The sequence below is a fragment of the Nonomuraea jabiensis genome (genome assembly GCF_014204795.1).
Lineage (GTDB): Bacteria > Actinomycetota > Actinomycetes > Streptosporangiales > Streptosporangiaceae > Nonomuraea > Nonomuraea jabiensis.
Genome location: NZ_JACHMB010000001.1, coordinates 3,669,537 through 3,685,610 on the forward strand (window position 1 = coordinate 3,669,537; position 16,074 = coordinate 3,685,610).

13 protein-coding genes are annotated in these 16,074 nt (G+C 71.0%); 8 read left to right on the forward strand and 5 right to left on the reverse strand.

All coding sequences use genetic code 11. The features are described 5' to 3' along the window. Positions 1 to 41: 41 nt before the first annotated feature. Together HD596_RS16600 and HD596_RS16605 are read left to right on the forward strand one after the other, a co-directional pair. Entirely contained in the window at positions 42 to 1,271 is a 1,230-nt protein-coding gene (locus HD596_RS16600) for a serine hydrolase domain-containing protein (protein ID WP_185070104.1), read from the forward strand. Between the two features lie 40 nt (positions 1,272 to 1,311). Continuing rightward, positions 1,312 to 1,719 carry a hypothetical protein gene (locus tag HD596_RS16605; protein WP_185070105.1) on the forward strand — a complete coding sequence of 136 codons (408 nt, stop codon included), beginning with the start codon at positions 1,312 to 1,314 and terminating at the stop codon, positions 1,717 to 1,719. Positions 1,720 to 1,830: 111 nt separating this feature from the next. Here HD596_RS16605 and HD596_RS16610 read toward each other — a convergent pair whose 3' ends face one another. From HD596_RS16610 to HD596_RS16625, 4 genes are all read right to left on the reverse strand, one after another. Further along, positions 1,831 to 2,190, reverse strand: coding sequence for a cupin domain-containing protein (locus tag HD596_RS16610; protein WP_185070106.1), 360 nt, complete (start codon positions 2,188 to 2,190; stop codon positions 1,831 to 1,833). Beyond that, a complete protein-coding gene (locus tag HD596_RS16615; RefSeq protein ID WP_185070107.1) occupies positions 2,190 to 2,621 on the reverse strand; it encodes a hypothetical protein in 432 nt (143 codons plus the stop codon). Before HD596_RS16615 ends, HD596_RS16610 begins: the two co-directional genes overlap by 1 nt. A 403-nt stretch (positions 2,622 to 3,024) precedes the next feature. Then, positions 3,025 to 3,819, reverse strand: coding sequence for a hypothetical protein (locus HD596_RS16620; RefSeq protein WP_185070108.1), 795 nt, complete (start codon positions 3,817 to 3,819; stop codon positions 3,025 to 3,027). 219 nt (positions 3,820 to 4,038) lie between these two features. Beyond that, positions 4,039 to 4,305: a hypothetical protein gene (locus HD596_RS16625; protein WP_221519359.1), complete on the reverse strand. Its 267-nt coding sequence runs from the start codon at positions 4,303 to 4,305 to the stop codon at positions 4,039 to 4,041. A 620-nt stretch (positions 4,306 to 4,925) separates the two neighbouring features. On the opposite strand from HD596_RS16625, the gene HD596_RS16630 reads away from it, so the two are divergent. The 6 genes from HD596_RS16630 (at position 4,926) to HD596_RS16655 (ending at position 11,723) form a co-directional block, all read left to right on the forward strand. Further along, positions 4,926 to 5,660: an aminoglycoside 3'-phosphotransferase gene (locus HD596_RS16630; RefSeq protein ID WP_185070109.1), complete on the forward strand. Its 735-nt coding sequence runs from the start codon at positions 4,926 to 4,928 to the stop codon at positions 5,658 to 5,660. A gap of 131 nt (positions 5,661 to 5,791) precedes the next feature. Then, positions 5,792 to 7,027: a glycosyltransferase gene (locus HD596_RS16635; RefSeq protein ID WP_185070110.1), complete on the forward strand. Its 1,236-nt coding sequence runs from the start codon at positions 5,792 to 5,794 to the stop codon at positions 7,025 to 7,027. 115 nt (positions 7,028 to 7,142) lie between these two features. Beyond that, the gene (gene helR, locus HD596_RS16640) at positions 7,143 to 9,302 is read left to right on the forward strand and encodes an RNA polymerase recycling motor ATPase HelR (protein WP_185070111.1); all 2,160 of its coding nucleotides are present in this window, start codon (positions 7,143 to 7,145) and stop codon (positions 9,300 to 9,302) included. Between the two features lie 125 nt (positions 9,303 to 9,427). After that, positions 9,428 to 9,847, forward strand: a complete 420-nt coding sequence (locus HD596_RS16645) for a TOBE domain-containing protein (RefSeq protein WP_185070112.1) — start codon at positions 9,428 to 9,430, stop codon at positions 9,845 to 9,847. Then, complete coding sequence (locus HD596_RS16650; RefSeq protein WP_185070113.1) at positions 9,844 to 10,695, forward strand: ABC transporter permease; 852 nt, start codon at positions 9,844 to 9,846, stop codon at positions 10,693 to 10,695. The genes HD596_RS16645 and HD596_RS16650 overlap by 4 nt, the downstream gene beginning before the upstream one ends. Then, positions 10,692 to 11,723, forward strand: a complete 1,032-nt coding sequence (locus HD596_RS16655; protein ID WP_185070114.1) for an ABC transporter ATP-binding protein — start codon at positions 10,692 to 10,694, stop codon at positions 11,721 to 11,723. Before HD596_RS16650 ends, HD596_RS16655 begins: the two co-directional genes overlap by 4 nt. A 106-nt stretch (positions 11,724 to 11,829) precedes the next feature. Here HD596_RS16655 and HD596_RS16660 read toward each other — a convergent pair whose 3' ends face one another. After that, positions 11,830 to 15,993: a bifunctional nitrate reductase/sulfite reductase flavoprotein subunit alpha gene (locus HD596_RS16660; RefSeq protein ID WP_185070115.1), complete on the reverse strand. Its 4,164-nt coding sequence runs from the start codon at positions 15,991 to 15,993 to the stop codon at positions 11,830 to 11,832. Between the last annotated feature and the right edge of the window lie 81 nt (positions 15,994 to 16,074).

Below are 16,074 nucleotides of genomic sequence, written 5' to 3' on the forward strand. Positions count from 1 at the left end.
GAGCTGGGCCAGATCGAACACCGTATTCAAGGAGAATGATGATGGGACACAGCAACAGCGGCTTCTCCGAGGCGGGACTGCGCCGGCTGCGTGAGGTGCTGGTGCGGCATGTCGAGTCGGGGGCGATCCCCGGGCTGGTCGCCCTGGTCGGCCGTGGTGATGAGACGCACGTCGAGGCGATCGGGACGATGCGTCATGACGGTGGCGCGCCGATGCGCCGGGACACGATCTTCCGGATGGCCTCCACGTCGAAGCCGGTCTCGATGGCGGCGGCGATGGTGCTGCTGGACGAGTGCCGGCTGCGGCTGGACGACCCGGTGGAGCCGTGGCTGCCGGAGCTGGCCGACCGGCGGGTGCTGAAGCGGATCGACAGCCCGTTGGACGACACCGTGCCGGCGCGCCGGCCGATCACCGTACGGGACGTGCTGACCTCCACGTTCGGGCTCGGCATGGACATGACGTCGCTGGGCACGCCGATCATGAACGCGATCTTCGAGCGGGGGCTCACCCCCGACCTGCCGGTGCCGATGCCCGAACCGGACGAGTGGATGCGCCGCCTGGGCGAGCTGCCGCTGATGCACCAGCCGGGCGAGCGCTGGCAGTACCACATCAGCAACGATCTGGTCGGCGTGCTGGTGGCCAGGGTGACGGGGCAGCCGTTCGAGGAGTTCCTGCGGGAGCGCATCTTCGAGCCGCTGGGGATGGCCGACACCGGCTTCCACGTGCCCGAGGACAAGATCGACCGGCTGCCGACCCTGTACGCCCCCGACCCGCAGAGCGGCGAGTTCCACGTGTGGGACGAGGCCAAGGGCGGGCGGTGGAGCCAGGCTCCGGCGTTCCCGGGCGGCGGTGGCGGGCTGGCCTCCACCGCCGACGACTACCACGCCTACTTCCGGATGCTGCTCAACGGCGGCATGCACGGCGGCGAGCGGATCCTGTCGCGGCCCGCCGTCGAGCTGATGACCACCGACCGCCTCACCCCCGAGCAGAACGCCGCCCGCAACGCCATGGCCCGCGACAACGTCCATGTCTCCTTCGGCCAGGGCCAGCACGGCGGCTGGGGCTTCGGGATGGCGGTACGCACCTACCGCGGCGACTACGCCTCCGTCGGCCAGTTCGGCTGGGACGGTGGCGCCGGCACCTCGACCTACGCCGACCCCGGCAAGCAGCTCACCGGAATCCTGCTCACCCAGGTCGGCATGTCCGTCCCGAACTCGGCGCGGCTGATCCACGACTTCTGGACCACCCTCTACCAGGCCATCGACGCCTGACCCCGAATCCCGGCAGCACCCCGTAAAGGAGCACACCACCATGTCCCTCACCCTGACCGACCAGGACAAGACCACCCTGCGCACCGCCGCCTACGGCGCCGTCTCGCTGCTGGCCGCCGCGGACGCCACCGGCTCGCCCCACAAGGTCGCCACCGAGGGCTCCATCGCCCTGGCCTCCGCGACCGGCCCCATCGGGCACGTGCTCGCCGCGAAGACCAGGGACATCAAGCTGAACGGCAAGTCCGTGGCCGAACTCGCCGACCACGTGCTGCCGGCCCTGACGGCAACCATGAGCCTGCTCAACAAGCAGGCCCCGGCCGAGGCGGACGACTTCCGCAACACCGTCAATGTCGCCGTCGAAGCGGCCGCCCGTACCCACCAGGGCCGGCCCAGCCCCACCCTGGCCGACATGATCCGCAAGATCACCGCAGCCCTCGACGCCGCTTGATGCGATGACGAGTGCGGTCGCCAATCGAAAAGAGGCCCTTTGCCCGCGGAAACGCGGGGAAGGGCCTCTCGTCGTGCCCGGCCGTCCATGGTCATCAACTCGCGCCGGCGGTCAGACGGGGATGAACAGCGCCTCGAACGGCGGGTCGCCGACGCCGGTCGTGACGTGCCCCATCCCCGTGGTGTCGGCGGCGAGTACGAGGTCGCCGGGGCCGAAGCGACGCCGGCTGCCGTCGCTGACCGTCACCTCGATCGCCCCGCGCAGCATCACCACCCACTGCTCACGGGGGGCCGGATGCGCGGTGCTGTCGAACGCGGCACTGCGCAGGAACTGCACGCCGTTTCTCGACGCCAGCTCACCGACGGCCATGGCCGGCACCCCATCGGCCACCTGCCGGTGTTCCAATGCGATCTCGCCGTCCTCGAACGCTGATCTGCCGTCCTCCATGCGGATGATCCTGGTGAAGCGCATCAATTCGCTCCGATGAACTGGTGGTCGGTGCGGATCCGGCCATCGCTGTCCAGGGCGAGGATGTCCAGGCCGCCGCCGACGGCCTGTCCCGTGTGGGTCGACACCATCGACCACCGGATGCTGAGCACATGGGGGAGGAGGGACGCCGCTTCGGCGCACTCGAAGACGTGCTCGCCCGACGCCACGAACATCTCGTACGCGCGGGTCACCCTGGCGTTCAAGGCGTCGTGACCCCGGACCTCCAGTGGCGGCACCGCGAACGCCAGCCCCGTGGCGGCCTCACGGATCTCCTGGGGCGGGTCGACCAGCACCTGGACCCCGTCAAGCGCCCACACTTCGCGGATGAGCGCGGCCCGCGCCGCCGGATCGGGTTCGTTCCACTGGGCGACGTAGCGGTCGGCGCATTGCTTGATATCGAGTGGGTTGCTCATGCACAGCAGTGTGCGGATTCGCCTGCGGTCGCGCGATTCCCTGCAGGGAATCGCGGCGCGCGTCGGCTTCGTGCCGCCCCTGGAGGATGGGCGCCGCCTCAGGTGACCGGGCAGGCGACGACGGCCTGCGCGACGTCCGGGCCGACCTTCAGGAGATCGGCTACCCGGTTGGGTGACACGGGTACGGTCGGTGCAAAACCCGAATGGCGTCAAGCGACAAATGCCGTGGCAAAATGATTTGCCACGGCATTTGTCATCCGCCTTTTCGGGGCGGCCGAGAGCGATTTCGACTCAATCGCCGGTCACAGCGCCAGGGGATGCCCTCGGCCGTGAGGGAGGACGTCGTCGCCGAGCTCGTCCCCGGGCGGGCCTGCTCACCTTGGTCTGTACCGTGCGCTACGACTTACCAGTCGTGGTGGTGGTCGAACTTCCGGTCGTGCTCGAACTTCCGGTCGTGCTCGAACTTCTTGTCGTGCTCGTCCTCGTCGTGCTCGAACTTCTTGTCGTGTTCGTTCTCGTCGTGCTCGAACTTCTTGTCGTGCTCGGACTCTTCGTGCTCGAACTTCTTGTCGCGCTCGTCCCTGTCGCGCTTGAACTTCTTCTCGCGCTCGTCCCTGTCGCGGTCGATCTTCTTCTCGTGCTCGGACTTCTTGTCATGGTCGAACTTGAGGTGGTCGATCCTGACGTGGTCGAACTTGAAGCGGTCGAACTTCTTGTCCCGGTCGAACTTCTTGTCGTGCTCGGACTTGTCGCGGTCGAACTTCTTCTCGTGTTCGTTCTCGTCGTGCTCGAACTTCTTGTCGCGCTCGTTCTCGTCGTGCTCGAACTTCTTGTCGTGTTCGTTCTCGTCGTGCTCGAACTTCTTCTCGTGTTCGTTCTCGTCGTGCTCGAACTTCTTCTCGTGCTCGAACTCGTCGTGGTCGAATTTGTCGTGGCCGAAGTCGTCGTGGCCGAACTTCTTCTCGTGCTCGGACTTCTCGTGCTCGGACTTCTCCTCACGACCCCACCAGAGGACGTCGCACACGCCCCATTCGCTCGCGCAGCCCGCGGCCGGCTGAGTCGGGACGTACCCCGCGGTCGCGCTCGCCACTGCCTGGCCGAGCGGAACGAACATGAGGCCGGTGGCGGAAGCGGCCAGAGCCAGTTTTGCGATACGCCTGGTGCGCGACGTCGGCAACTGCCGAATTTCAGTATTCACGTGCTCTCGTTTCCGTTCATGAATAAATCGACGCGAAATCCGACACCCACATCTAGGTAGGCATTCAGACAGAAACGTACATACCCGCAAGGATTGTCTCATTCACCTCAATGAACCCCAATAACCTGTCAAATTCGAAACCTTTCAACGGGCAATTGTCGAGCAGATATTTTGGCGTTTTTTTGCATGTCGGGAGACATGTCATGACGCTGGTTCCGGCTAATTCGCATTCGCGGATGCGCGGCAAGGATTACGCGCCCATTTGAGGGCGGTTCGCTCAGGAGCGCGTCCCCAGGCCGACACCATGGGCGCGGTCGCCAGGTCGCAGGCGGGGGAGGCGATCGGGAAGATCCGGTTGGCCAGCCGCTCGCGCTCCCCCTGCTCGTACGGGGAGCTCAGCGGTTGCAGCGCGGGGTCGGCGTCCTCCAGAGCGGTCGGCGACGTGTACCAGCACCAGGCGCGCGTGTACGAGGTCGAACGCCTCATCGGGAGGGTCGGAACGGGCGATGCCCCACCCGGGCGCGATGCCGAAGCTGTCGATCCGCCGGAACATCGGGGGATCGAAGATCGCGGACAGCGCCCCAGGGCGTGCCGAACGGCGTCAGGGGTTCCCGAGTCGATCCCAGACCAGGCGGCCGCCGACGAGTTCCGCCGCCGCCGGGGGCTCACCTTCGCCGGCGAACCCGCCCGCCGCCACCTGGCCGAGCACCCGGAGGACTTCACGATGCGGCGCGTGGTGTGGGCGTCCTGCGGGAGGGCCCGATGCAGGACTTCGCGGTCCGTTCCCTGGCCGCCCTCGAACTCCTGCCCGGGCACAGGCTGCAGCTGGACGCCGCCACCGCGCTGACCCCGCGGCTGCCCGAGCCCCTGCGGACGGCCGCCGGGGGAACGGCGATCGGGCCGGTCCTCCATGAAGGCGGCTATCTGGCCGGGGCCGTCCACGAGGTCGTCCCGCCCGACCCCGACGCGCCGGAAGTGTTTCACCCTGCCGAAGTACGTCGTGACGAACACCCTCACCGAGGGGACCTGGAACCCCACCGTCGTCCTGAAGGGCGACCCGGTCCACGCGGTCACCGAACTCAGGAGGGCATCGGAGAATGTGATCCATGCAGCTTCCTGATCAACTTCGCCGGCTGATCGAGGATGACGCGTCCTGGTCGTCTGATCACGAAGGAGCCAGCGGTACCGCCCTGAGGGTCAGGTCGGGGTCGAAGGTCTTCTACGTCAAGCACGGCCCCCTCGCCAGGGCCGAGCACCTGCGACTGCGCTGGCTCCACGGACGCGTCCCCGTCCCTGACGTGGTCGCCTTCCACGACCCTTTCCTCGTCCTCGCCGACGTGGGGGCCCCGTCCCTGGAGGCCGCCGCGCCCGCCGACATGGGCGCCGTGCTGGGCCGGACGCTGCGCCTGCTGCACGAGCTGCCCGTCGCCGGCTGCCCCTTCGACGGCCGGCTCCCGGTGGTGCTCGAACGCGCCGCCGCCAACGTCCGTGACGGCCTGGTCGACCCGGACGACTTCGATGCCGACCATCTCGGGCTGACCCCCGAGACGGTCCACGAACGGCTGCTGGCCACCCGCCCCCGCGTGGAGGATCTCGTCGTCGCGCACGGGGACTACACGCCGTCCAACGTGCTGCTGCCTGCCTCGGGAGAGCCCGTCGTCATCGATCTTCCGGCGCTGGGGGTGGCCGACCGGTACCGTGACCTCGCCATCGCGCACCGGGACCTGTACGAGGACCACGGCCCGGCGGCCTGGGAGGAGTTCGTTTCCGCCTACGGCCTCGTCGACCACATCGAGGAGGATCGGCTGTACTACTACCGGCTACTGGATGAGCTTCTCTGAGGCGGGGAAAGGGGAGTGCCTGCACCTTTCCACTCTCAACGTATAGCGCACCGGGGGGCTTGCCACAAGACCCGGGTCATGCCGCAGAATCGTCCGCCGAGGCCAGAAGCTGCGGAAATGGGGGACGCGAAGTGCGTGTGGTGTTGTCGACGTACGGGTCGCGCGGGGACGTCGAACCGATGGCGGCACTCGCGGCGCGGCTGCGGGAGCTCGGCGCGGAGGTGCGGGTGTGCGCGCCGCCGGACGAGGAGTTCGCGCAGCGGCTGGCCGGGGTCGGCGTGCGGTTCGTGCCGGTCGGAAGGTCGGCGCGGGCGCTGACGACCGCGGCGCCGGCCCCGTCATCGCTGCCGCAGCGCGCGGCCGAGTTGATCGCCGGCCAGTTCGAGGCGGTCACGGCGGCGGCCGAGGGATGTGACGTGCTGGTGGCGACCGGCATGATGCCGGCCGCCGCAGGTGCGCGGTCGGTGGCCGAGAAGCTCGGCATCCGCTCCGTGTCCGTGACGTTCCAGCAGCTCACCCTGCCGTCGCCGGACCGCCCGCCGCTGGCGTACGCGGGCCGGCCGTTCCCGCCGGAGGTGACCGACAACCGGGTGCTGTGGGACCTGGACGCCCAGAGCATCAACGAGCTGTTCGGCGCCGCGCTCAACACCAACCGGGCGTCGAACGGCCTGCCACCGGTGGACGACGTCCGCGACTACGTCATCGGCGACCAGCCGTGGCTGGCGACGGACCCGGCCCTGGACCCGTGGCGGGCGACGCCGGAGCTCGACGTCGTACAGACCGGCGCGTGGATCCTGCCGGACACCCGCCCGCTCCCGGCCGAGCTGGTGGCGTTCCTGGACGCCGGCGAACCGCCGGTGTACGTGGGCTTCGGCAGCATGCCCATGCACGCTTCGAAGGACGTCGCCCGGGTGGCCATCGAGGCGGTCCGGGCGCAGGGCCGCCGCGCGCTCGTCAGGCGTGGCTGGGCCGACCTGGCCCTGATCGACGACCGGGACGACTGCTTCGTCGTGGGCGAGGTCAACCAGCAGGCGCTGTTCGGCCGGGTGGCCGCCGTCGTGCACCACGGCGGGGCGGGCACCACGACGACGGCCGCGCTGGCCGGCGCGCCTCAGGTGGTGGTGCCCCAGGCGGCGGACCAGCCGTACTGGGCCGCTCGGGTGGCTGACCTGGGCATCGGCGCGGCACACGACGGTCCGGCTCCGACCGCCGAGTCCCTGCCGGCCGCGCTCAGGACGGCCCTGGCCCCCGAGACCCGCGTACGAGCGGCCGCCGTGGCCGGCACGATCCGCACCGACGGGGCGGCGGTGGCCGCGAAGCTGCTGCTCGACGTGGTCAGCCAGGAAAGGGCGTCCGCGTCCGTGTAGTCACGCGCGGCCAGGACCCACGTACGCACCCTGGCGAGCCGTGACGGCCACGGGGCCACGTCACGCCGGGCCAGACGCCAACCTTCGCAAGCGACCTCAAAACGGAGCTGATGACTTGAATCCCCTGACCACCGGCGCGTTCGACCTGCCCGAGCATCTTGCGCCCAAGGCCGACCCGGCGCTGATCGCCGGCGACGAGCGGCACTTCGCGGCCATCGCGCAGAGCCTTGAGCAGTCGATCGCCGAGCTGTCCGGCCGCCTCGACGCCGAGCGCAAGGCGCCCGGCGGAAAGGGGCGGGCGGCGCTGGACCGGGACCTGGAGATCCACCGGCTGTCCGCTCGCCTGCGTGCACTGCGCCGGTTCGGCCTGGACCTGTGCCTCGGACACATGGTCAGCGCGGACGACCCCGAACCGGTGTACATCGGGCGGCTCGGCCTCACCGACAGCGAGGGCCGCCGGCTGCTGCTCGACTGGCGTTCCCCCGCGGCCGAGCCGTTCTTCGGAGCCACCCACGGCAACCCGATGGGCCTGGCGAGCCGCCGCAGGTACCGCTGGACCCGGGGCCGGATCAGCGACTACTGGGACGAGGTGTTCACCTCGGACGGGTTCGAAGGGCACCAGGCCGCGCTCGACGACCAGTCCGCCTTCATCGCCAGCCTGGGCGGCAGCCGGTCGCCACGGATGCGGGACGTGCTCGGCACCATCCAGGCCGACCAGGACGCCATCATCCGCGCGGGATCCAGCGGCGCTCTCGTCGTGGACGGCGGTCCGGGTACGGGCAAGACCGTCGTCGCGCTGCACCGCTCCGCGTATCTCCTCTACTCCGACCCGCGCCTCGGTCACCGCCGGGGTGGCGTGCTGTTCGTCGGTCCGCACCAGCCGTACCTGGCCTACGTCGCCGACGTGCTCCCCAGCCTCGGCGAGGAGGGCGTGCAGACCTGCACCCTGCGTGACCTCGTCGCCGAGGGGGCCACGGCGGCGATCGAGACGGACCCGGACGTGGCCCGCCTGAAGTCGTCCGCGGACCTGGTCAAGGCGATCGAGCCGGCCGTCAGGTTCTACGAGAACCCGCCGACCAAGGGGATGACGGTCACGACCCACTGGTCCGACATCTGGCTGAGCCCCGAGGACTGGGCCGAGGCGTTCGAGGCGGCGGAGCCCGGCACCCCGCACAACGAGGCGCGCGACCAGATCTGGGAGGAACTGCTCACGATCCTGGCGGACAAGCACGACGAGGAGGACATCTCTGCCGACCTGCTCCGCAAGTCGCTGCTGCGGAACAGGGAGCTGCTCACGACGTTCAACCGCGCCTGGCCGCTGATCGAAGCGGCCGACCTCGTCGGAGACCTGTGGTCGGTGCCCGCCTACCTGCGGATGTGCGCTCCCTGGCTCAGCGCCGACGAGGTACGGCGGTTGCAGCGCGCCGACCCCCAGGCCTGGACGGTGTCCGACCTGCCGCTCCTGGACGCGGCGCGGCAGCGCCTCGGCGACCCGGAGGCGGCGCGGCGCAAGCGGCGGCAGGAAGCCTCCGTGGCCGCCGAACGCGAGCGCATGGCCAGGGTCGTCGACAACCTGCTCGAAGCCGACGACGACGGCGAAGGCGCGGTGACGATGCTGCTCGGCCGGGACCTGCAGGACGCCCTGGTCGACGAGACCGCATCGCCCGGCATCGAACCGGACCAGCTCGCCGGCCCGTTCGCGCACATCGTGGTGGACGAGGCCCAGGAGCTGACCGACGCCGAATGGCAGATGCTGCTGCTCCGGTGCCCGTCCCGGAGCTTCACCATCGTCGGGGACCGGGCCCAGGCCAGGCACGGGTTCACGGAGTCGTGGCAGGAACGGCTGGAGCGGGTCGGGCTCGACCGCGTCAAGCTGGCATCCCTGACCGTCAACTACCGTACGCCGGAAGCGATCATGGCGGAGGCCGAGCCGGTCATCCGGGCCGCGCTCCCGGACGCCAACGTGCCGACCTCCATCCGCAGCACCGACGTGCCCGTCGTACACGGGTCCGTTTCGGAGCTGAATTCGATCCTCGACACGTGGCTCGCCGCGCATGCCGACGGGATCGCCTGCGTGATCGGTGATCCCACCTTCCAGGGGACGTCCCGCGTCCGGTCGCTGACGCCGGAGCTGTCGAAGGGGCTCGAGTTCGACCTGGTCGTTCTCGTCGACCCGGAGGCGTTCGGCGAGGGCATCGAAGGAGCGGTCGACCGCTATGTGGCGATGACCCGAGCGACCCAGCAGCTGGTCATCCTCACGAGCTCACGTGGATGAGCGCCGGATGACTCGTGGATCGGCCGAGATGCTGGTAGGGCGGGTGGACCGGCCGGCCGGGCGCCGTGGGTGCCAGGGCTGAGCCGTACTTTGGCTGGAATGTGCGAAAGGTATGGTGAGGGCCTATGACGACGTTTCGGATCAGCGAGGCCGCGGCGCTGCTCGGGGTCAGCGCCGACACCGTCCGCCGGTGGGTGGACGCGGGGCGGCTGGCGGCCGAGCGGGACGAGCACGGTCATCGGCAGGTGAACGGCGCCGACCTGGCCGCCTTCGCCCGGGCCCAGGTGGAGGAGATCGAGAGCGGCAGCCGTTCCTCGGCGCGTAACCGCTTCCGCGGGATCGTGACCGAGGTGATCCGGGACGCGGTGATGGCGCAGGTGGAGATCGCCGCCGGGCCGTTCCGGGTGGTGTCGCTGATGAGCCGCCAGGCCGCCGACGAGCTGGGCCTGGAGGCGGGGGTGGTGGCGGTCGCCGTGATCAAGTCCACGAACGTCGTCGTCGAGGTCCCCGGTCACGAGCGCGTGACCAGCAGCCAGTCCGCATGACCGATCCGCAGCGCGCCGGCCGGGCGGACCCGAAAGCCGGGTCCGCCGGTCGCCCGGCCCGTCAGGCTTCCGGGCGGTTGCCGTGGATGCTGGTCGTGCCCGCGCTGGCAGGTCTGGCCTTCCTGGTGTTGCCGCTGGCCGGGCTGCTGGTCCGCGCGCCCTGGTCCACGCTGCTGGAGCGGCTGGCCGAGCCGCAGGTGCTGGAGGCGTTGCGGCTGTCGCTGGTGTGCGCGACCATCGCGACGGCTCTGTGCCTGGTGTTCGGGGTGCCGCTGGCGTGGCTGCTGGCGAGGGTGGACTTCCCGGGGCGGCGGGTGGTGCGGGCGCTGGTGACCGTCCCGCTGGTGCTGCCGCCGGTGGTCGGCGGCGTGGCGCTGCTGCTGGTGCTGGGGCGGCGCGGGCTGGTCGGGCAGTGGCTGGAGTCGTCGCTGGGGGTCACGCTGCCGTTCACCACGGCGGGGGTGGTCGTCGCGGAGGCGTTCGTGGCGATGCCGTTCCTGGTGATCAGCGTGGAGGGGGCGCTGCGTGGCGCCGACCGGCGCTTCGAGGAGGCCGCCGCCACGCTGGGCGCCTCCCGCTGGACGGTCTTCCGCCGGGTGACGCTGCCGCTGATCGCGCCGGGCGTGGTGGCCGGGGCGGTGTTGTGCTGGGCGCGGGCGCTGGGCGAGTTCGGCGCGACGATCACGTTCGCGGGCAACTTCCCCGGCACCACCCGGACGATGCCGCTGGCCGTCTACCTGGCCCTGGAGACCGAACCGGAGGCGGCCATCGTGCTCAGCCTCGTCCTGCTGGCCGTCTCCGTGATCATCCTGGCCAGCCTGCGGGATCGGTGGGTGAGCAGCCCATGACACTGCAGGCTCATCTGGTGGTCAGCCGGGCCGCCTTCACCCTCGACCTCGCGTTCGAGGTGGCCGCGGGTGAGGTCGTGGCGCTGCTCGGCCCCAACGGCGCGGGCAAGACGACAGCGTTGCGCGCCCTGGCCGGGCTCGTCGCGCTGTCCGGCGGCCACATCGTGCTGGACGGCCGCGAGCTGCACCCGCTGGCCGCCGAGCAGCGTCCGATCGGCATGGTCTTCCAGGACTACCTGCTCTTCCCGCACCTGACCGCGCTCGACAACGTCGCCTTCGGGCCGCGCTGCCAGGGCGTCCCCAAGGCCGAGGCCCGCCGTACGGCCGCCGCCCTGCTGGACCGGGTCGGCCTGGCCGAGCGGGCCGCCGCCAAACCGCGCCAGCTCTCCGGCGGCCAGGCCCAGCGGGTCGCGCTGGCGCGGGCGCTGGCCGTGCGGCCCGGCCTGCTGCTGCTGGACGAGCCGCTGGCCGCGCTGGACGCCCACACCCGGCTGGAGATCCGCTCCCAGCTGCGCCGCCATCTGGCCGCCTTCGACGGCGCGACCGTCCTGGTCACCCACGACCCCCTGGATGCGATGGTGCTGGCCGACCGGCTGATCGTCATCGAGAACGGCACCGTCGTCCAGCAGGGCACCCCCGCCGAGGTGGCCCGCCATCCCCGCACCGACTACGTGGCCCGGCTGGTCGGGCTCAACCTGTATCGCGGCGTGGCGCACGGGGCTGGGGTCAAGGTGGGTGAGCTGCTGCTGCACACCTCCGAACGGCTCGACGGGCCCGCGTTCGTCGCCTTCCCGCCCGCTGCCGTCGCCCTCTACCGGACCCGCCCGGACGGGAGCCCGCGCAACCTGTGGCAGGCGCGCATCGAGGGCATCGAACGGCACGGCGACAACGTACGCGTCCACCTCGACGGGCCGATCGCCGCCTTCGCCGACATCACCCCCGCCGCCCTGGCCGACCTCGACCTGACCCCGGGCCAGCAGATCTGGGCCTCGGTCAAGGCCGGCGAGACCCACGCCTACCCGGCATGAGTGCTACATCCATAACCGGCTGCTCGGTCAGGTCCCGGCAGTCCATGCTGACGGCGAGCAGCGCCGCCGCGGCCTGGAGCACGTCGATGAGCAGCGGCGGCCGCTTTCAGTACACGTCGCGTACGTAGCGTTTCGTCGAGGCCAGCTGCTTGACGTACGCGGTGGCGTCGTCGGGGGACAGGCCGCCGTGGCGGGCCGCGATGTCGCGCAGGGTCTGGTCGACGTCCTTGGCCATCCGGGCGGCGTCGCCGCACACGTACACGTGCGCGCCCTCCTGCAGCCAGCTCCACAGCTGCACGCCGTGCTCGCGCATCCGGTCCTGCACGTAGACCTTGGCCCGCTGGTCTCGGGAGAACGCCAGGTCCAGGCGGGTCAGCAGGCCGTCGTCGTGCAGCGCGGCCAGTTCGTCGCGGTAGTAGAAGTCGGTGGTGCGGCGCTGCTCGCCGAAGAAGAGCCAGTTGCGGCCGTGGTGGCCGAGGGCCCGGCGTTCGTCGAGGAAGCCGAGGAAGGGGGCCACGCCGGTACCCGGGCCGATCATCACCATGGGGGTGCCGGGGTCGGAGGGCGGCCGGAAGTGCGTGGTGGGCTGGACGTGCACCGGAACGGTGGTCTGCTCGGGGCTGTCGGCCAGGTACGCCGAGCAGGCGCCGCCCCGCCTCGTGCCGCGCGGGTTGCGGAAGCGCACCACCGAGACCGTCAGGCTGATCCGGTCAGGGCTGGTGAGCGGGCTGGAGGAGATGGAGTACAGGCGCGGTTGGAGCCGCTTGAGCACGTCGGCCCACTCCTGTGCCGTGGCGCGTACGGGGAGCTCGGCGAGCACGTCCACGGGCTGCCGGCCCCACACCCATTTGTCCAGCTCGCCCTTGTTGCCGGGGCGCAGGAGCCGGGCGAGGTCGCGGTCGCGGGTGCGTTCGGCGACGAACTTCAGCAGGCCGGGGGTGATCCTGGTGATGTCGAGGTGCCGGTACAGGGCCTCGCGGAGCGGCAGCGCGCCCAGGCCGGGGAGCTCGACGGTGTCGGCGGGGCTGAGGCCGGTGCCGGCCAGCCACTCCATGACCAGGTCCAGGCTGTTGACGGGCAGCACGCCGAGGGCGTCGCCCGCCTGGTAGGCCAGCTCGCCGCCGGTGTCGAAGGTGAACTGGCGGACCTCCTTGGCCGACCCCGGCAGGCTGAGCAGCCTGTTCCCCGTCAGCGTCGCGGTGAAGGGGGTGGCGCGGGTGCCGGACGGCACGGCCGTCCTCGTTTCGCTCCGCGCCGGTCCGGGGGCGGCGAGGGTGGACAGGAGCTGGTCGAGCCAGTCCAGGGCGCGTTCGTGCTCGTCCGGCTCGCAGTCGACGCGTGGCGCGAGGCGGAGCGCGCCGAGCTCCTCCAGGCGCCGGTCGAGGCGGCGGCCGTGGCCGCAGAAGTCGTCGTAGCTGGAGTCGCCGAAGGCGAGGACGGCATAGCGTACGCCGTCGAGCCGCGGCGCCCCGGGTTCGGCGAGCGCCTCCCAGAACGCGGTGCCGTTGTCGGGGGCCTCGCCGTCGCCGAACGTGCTGGAGATGATCAGCAGGTCCGCGTCCGGCGTCAGGGCCTGCGGGGCGCAGTCGTCCATGCTGACCAGCCGGGCGCTGCGGCCGGCGCCCGCCAGCCGCTCGGCGCTGGCCGCGGCGAACTCCTCGGCGTTGCCCGTCTGCGAGGCCCACAGGATGACGATCTCGCGTGCGGGGGTCTCCGGCTCGGCGGGCGGGGGTGCGGGCGCGGGCGCCGGTTCGGTGGGCTGCCGCGCCGGGAGGACGATGCGGGAGAAGGCGCCGGCCAGCGCGCCGTTCACCCACAGGGCGTGGTCCGGCGCGAAGGGAGCGTGATCCGGCAGCACCGGTACGTCCGCTCCGTCGAGCGGGGTGCTCGCCAGGCCGGACAGGAATCCGGACAGATAGCGGCGTTCCGACGGGGAGAGCTCCGGCGGGGTCACGTCGGCGAGCCCGAACAGGCCGTGCAGCGCGCCGACGGCGACCGGCGTCCGCGCCCCCTCGGCGGTCGCGGCTGTAGGAACGTCGGACGCGGACGCGGACGCGGGGGCGGGAGTGGTCGTGGCGGGGTCCGGGGCGACCTTGGTGAGGGAGACCGCGCACACCTTCAGCTCGGGCTGGAAGGAGATGGGGTCGACGGCGTCGCTGGTGACCGCGTTGACGCTGAGGTACTCGCCGAAGAGATCGTTCCAGTGGAACGGCGCGAACAGGTTGCCCGGCATGACCCGGTCCGTCACCACCGCCGGCAACACGGCCCGCCCGCGCCGGGAGGAGACCGTCACGAGGTCGCCCTCGCCGATGCCGTGCTCGGCGGCGTCGGCCGGGTTGATCTCCACGAACGGGCCGGGGTTGAGCTTGTTCAGCTTCGCGATCTTGGCCGTCTTGGTGAGCGTGTGCCACTGGTGCTGCACCCGCCCGGTGTTGAGCACGTACGGGAAGGTGTCGTCGGGCAGCTCGGCGGCGGGCAGATGCGGGCGCGGGAAGAAGACGGCCCGGCCGTCGGGGGTGGCGAAGGCCAGCCGCGGTCCGCTGCCGTCCTCGCGGGTGAGCGTCGCCCGGCCGCGGCCGTCGTTGAGGTAGCGGACCGGGTTGCGCTCGCCGGAGCCGGGCGGGGCGGGCCACTGCACGGGAGTCTCGCGCAGCCGCTCGTACGTCACGCCGCGCAGGTCGTACCCGGTCGCCGGGTTCCACGCCCGCTTGATCTCCTCGAACACCTCCTCCGCGCTGGAGTAGGAGAAGCCGTCCTCGAACCCCATCTCGCAGGCGACCCGGGCGATGATCATCCAGTCCGGCAGCGCCTCGCCGGCCGGCTCGACGGCCTGCCGGAGCAGGGTGAGGTTGCGCTCGGAGTTGATCATCACGCCTTCGGTCTCGGCCCACAGGGCGGCGGGCAGGACCACGTCGGCGTAGGCGTTGGTCTCGGTGGCGGCGAAGACGTCCTGCGTGACGACGAACTCGGCGGCCTCCAGGCCCGCGATCACGGTCCTGCGGTTGGCGACGCTGGCCACGGGGTTGGTGCAGATGATCCAGCATGCCTTGATCTCGCCCTCGGCCATCCGGGAGAACATCTCGATCGTGCCCTGCCCGACGTCGGTACGCAGCGTTCCGGGCGCGATGCCCCACAGCTCCTCGACGAACCGGCGGTCCTGCTCCACCAGCACCGAGCGCTGGCCGGGCAGGCCGGGGCCCATGTAACCCATCTCGCGGCCGCCCATCGCGTTCGGCTGGCCGGTCAGCGAGAACGGGCCGCTGCCCGGGCGGCAGATCGCGCCCGTGGCCAGGTGCAGGTTGCACAGCGCGTTGGTGTTCCAGGTGCCGTGGGTGCTCTGGTTGAGGCCCATCGTCCAGCAGCTCATCCACTCGCCGGCCTCGCCGATCCACCGGGCCGCCTGGCGCAGGTCGACCTCGGGGATGCCGGTGAGCTCGGAGACCTTGGCGGGCGGGTAGTCGAGCAGGAACTCCGGCATGGCCTCCCAGCCGCGGGTGTGCTCGGCGACGAACTCCTCGTCGACGTGCCCGTTCTCCACCAGCAGGTGCAGCAGCCCGTTGAGCAGGGCCAGGTCCGTGCCGGGGCGGATCTGCAGGAACAGGTCGGCCTTGGCGGCGGTGGCGGTGCGCCGCGGGTCCACCACGATCAGCTTGGCGCCGGCCTTGACGCGGTCCATCATGCGCAGGAACAGGATGGGGTGGCAGTCGGCCATGTTCGCGCCGATGACGAAGAACACCTCGGCGCGCTCGAAGTCCTCGTACGAGCCGGGCGGGCCGTCCGAGCCCAGCGACAGCTTGTAGCCGCTGCCCGCACTGGCCATGCACAGCCGCGAGTTCGACTCGATCTGGTTGGTGCCGACGAAGCCCTTGGCCAGCTTGTTGGCCAGGTACTGGGCCTCCAGCGTCATCTGCCCGGACACGTAGAACGACAGCGCGTCGGGCCCGTGCTCGTCCAGGATCGCGCGCAGGCGCCGGGCGGTCGCCGTGATCGCCGCGTCGATGCCGCTCTCCTCCGGCTGCACGCCCCTGGCGGGCCGGACGAGCGCGCGTTCCAGCCGGCCGGGAGCGGCGAGCATGTCGGCGCTGGTCGCACCCTTGGTGCACAGGCGACCGGCGTTGGCCGGATGGCTCTTGTCGCCGGCGACCTTGACCACCCGGCGCCGCCCGTCCGCGCCCCGGGCCACGTCCAGGACGATCCCGCACCCTACGCCGCAGTAGGAGCAGACGGTCTTCACACGCGCGATGGCGTTGTCCGGGTCTGTCGCCGTCATCGGCCCTTCCCCTTCGACAGGGCCTGAACGACGTTCCCTCTCAGCGGGCGCGCCGCAGCCGCACCGGGCAGATCCAACGCG

Coding starts and splice junctions, on each gene's coding strand:
- HD596_RS16600 (WP_185070104.1), top strand. CDS start 42: ATGGGACACAGCAACAGCGGCTTCTCCGAGGCGGGACTGCGCCGGCTG.
- HD596_RS16605 (WP_185070105.1), top strand. CDS start 1,312: ATGTCCCTCACCCTGACCGACCAGGACAAGACCACCCTGCGCACCGCC.
- HD596_RS16610 (WP_185070106.1), bottom strand. CDS start 2,190: ATGCGCTTCACCAGGATCATCCGCATGGAGGACGGCAGATCAGCGTTC.
- HD596_RS16615 (WP_185070107.1), bottom strand. CDS start 2,621: ATGAGCAACCCACTCGATATCAAGCAATGCGCCGACCGCTACGTCGCC.
- HD596_RS16625 (WP_221519359.1), bottom strand. CDS start 4,305: ATGAGGCGTTCGACCTCGTACACGCGCGCCTGGTGCTGGTACACGTCG.
- HD596_RS16630 (WP_185070109.1), top strand. CDS start 4,926: ATGCAGCTTCCTGATCAACTTCGCCGGCTGATCGAGGATGACGCGTCC.
- HD596_RS16645 (WP_185070112.1), top strand. CDS start 9,428: ATGACGACGTTTCGGATCAGCGAGGCCGCGGCGCTGCTCGGGGTCAGC.
- HD596_RS16650 (WP_185070113.1), top strand. CDS start 9,844: ATGACCGATCCGCAGCGCGCCGGCCGGGCGGACCCGAAAGCCGGGTCC.
- HD596_RS16655 (WP_185070114.1), top strand. CDS start 10,692: ATGACACTGCAGGCTCATCTGGTGGTCAGCCGGGCCGCCTTCACCCTC.
- HD596_RS16660 (WP_185070115.1), bottom strand. CDS start 15,993: ATGACGGCGACAGACCCGGACAACGCCATCGCGCGTGTGAAGACCGTC.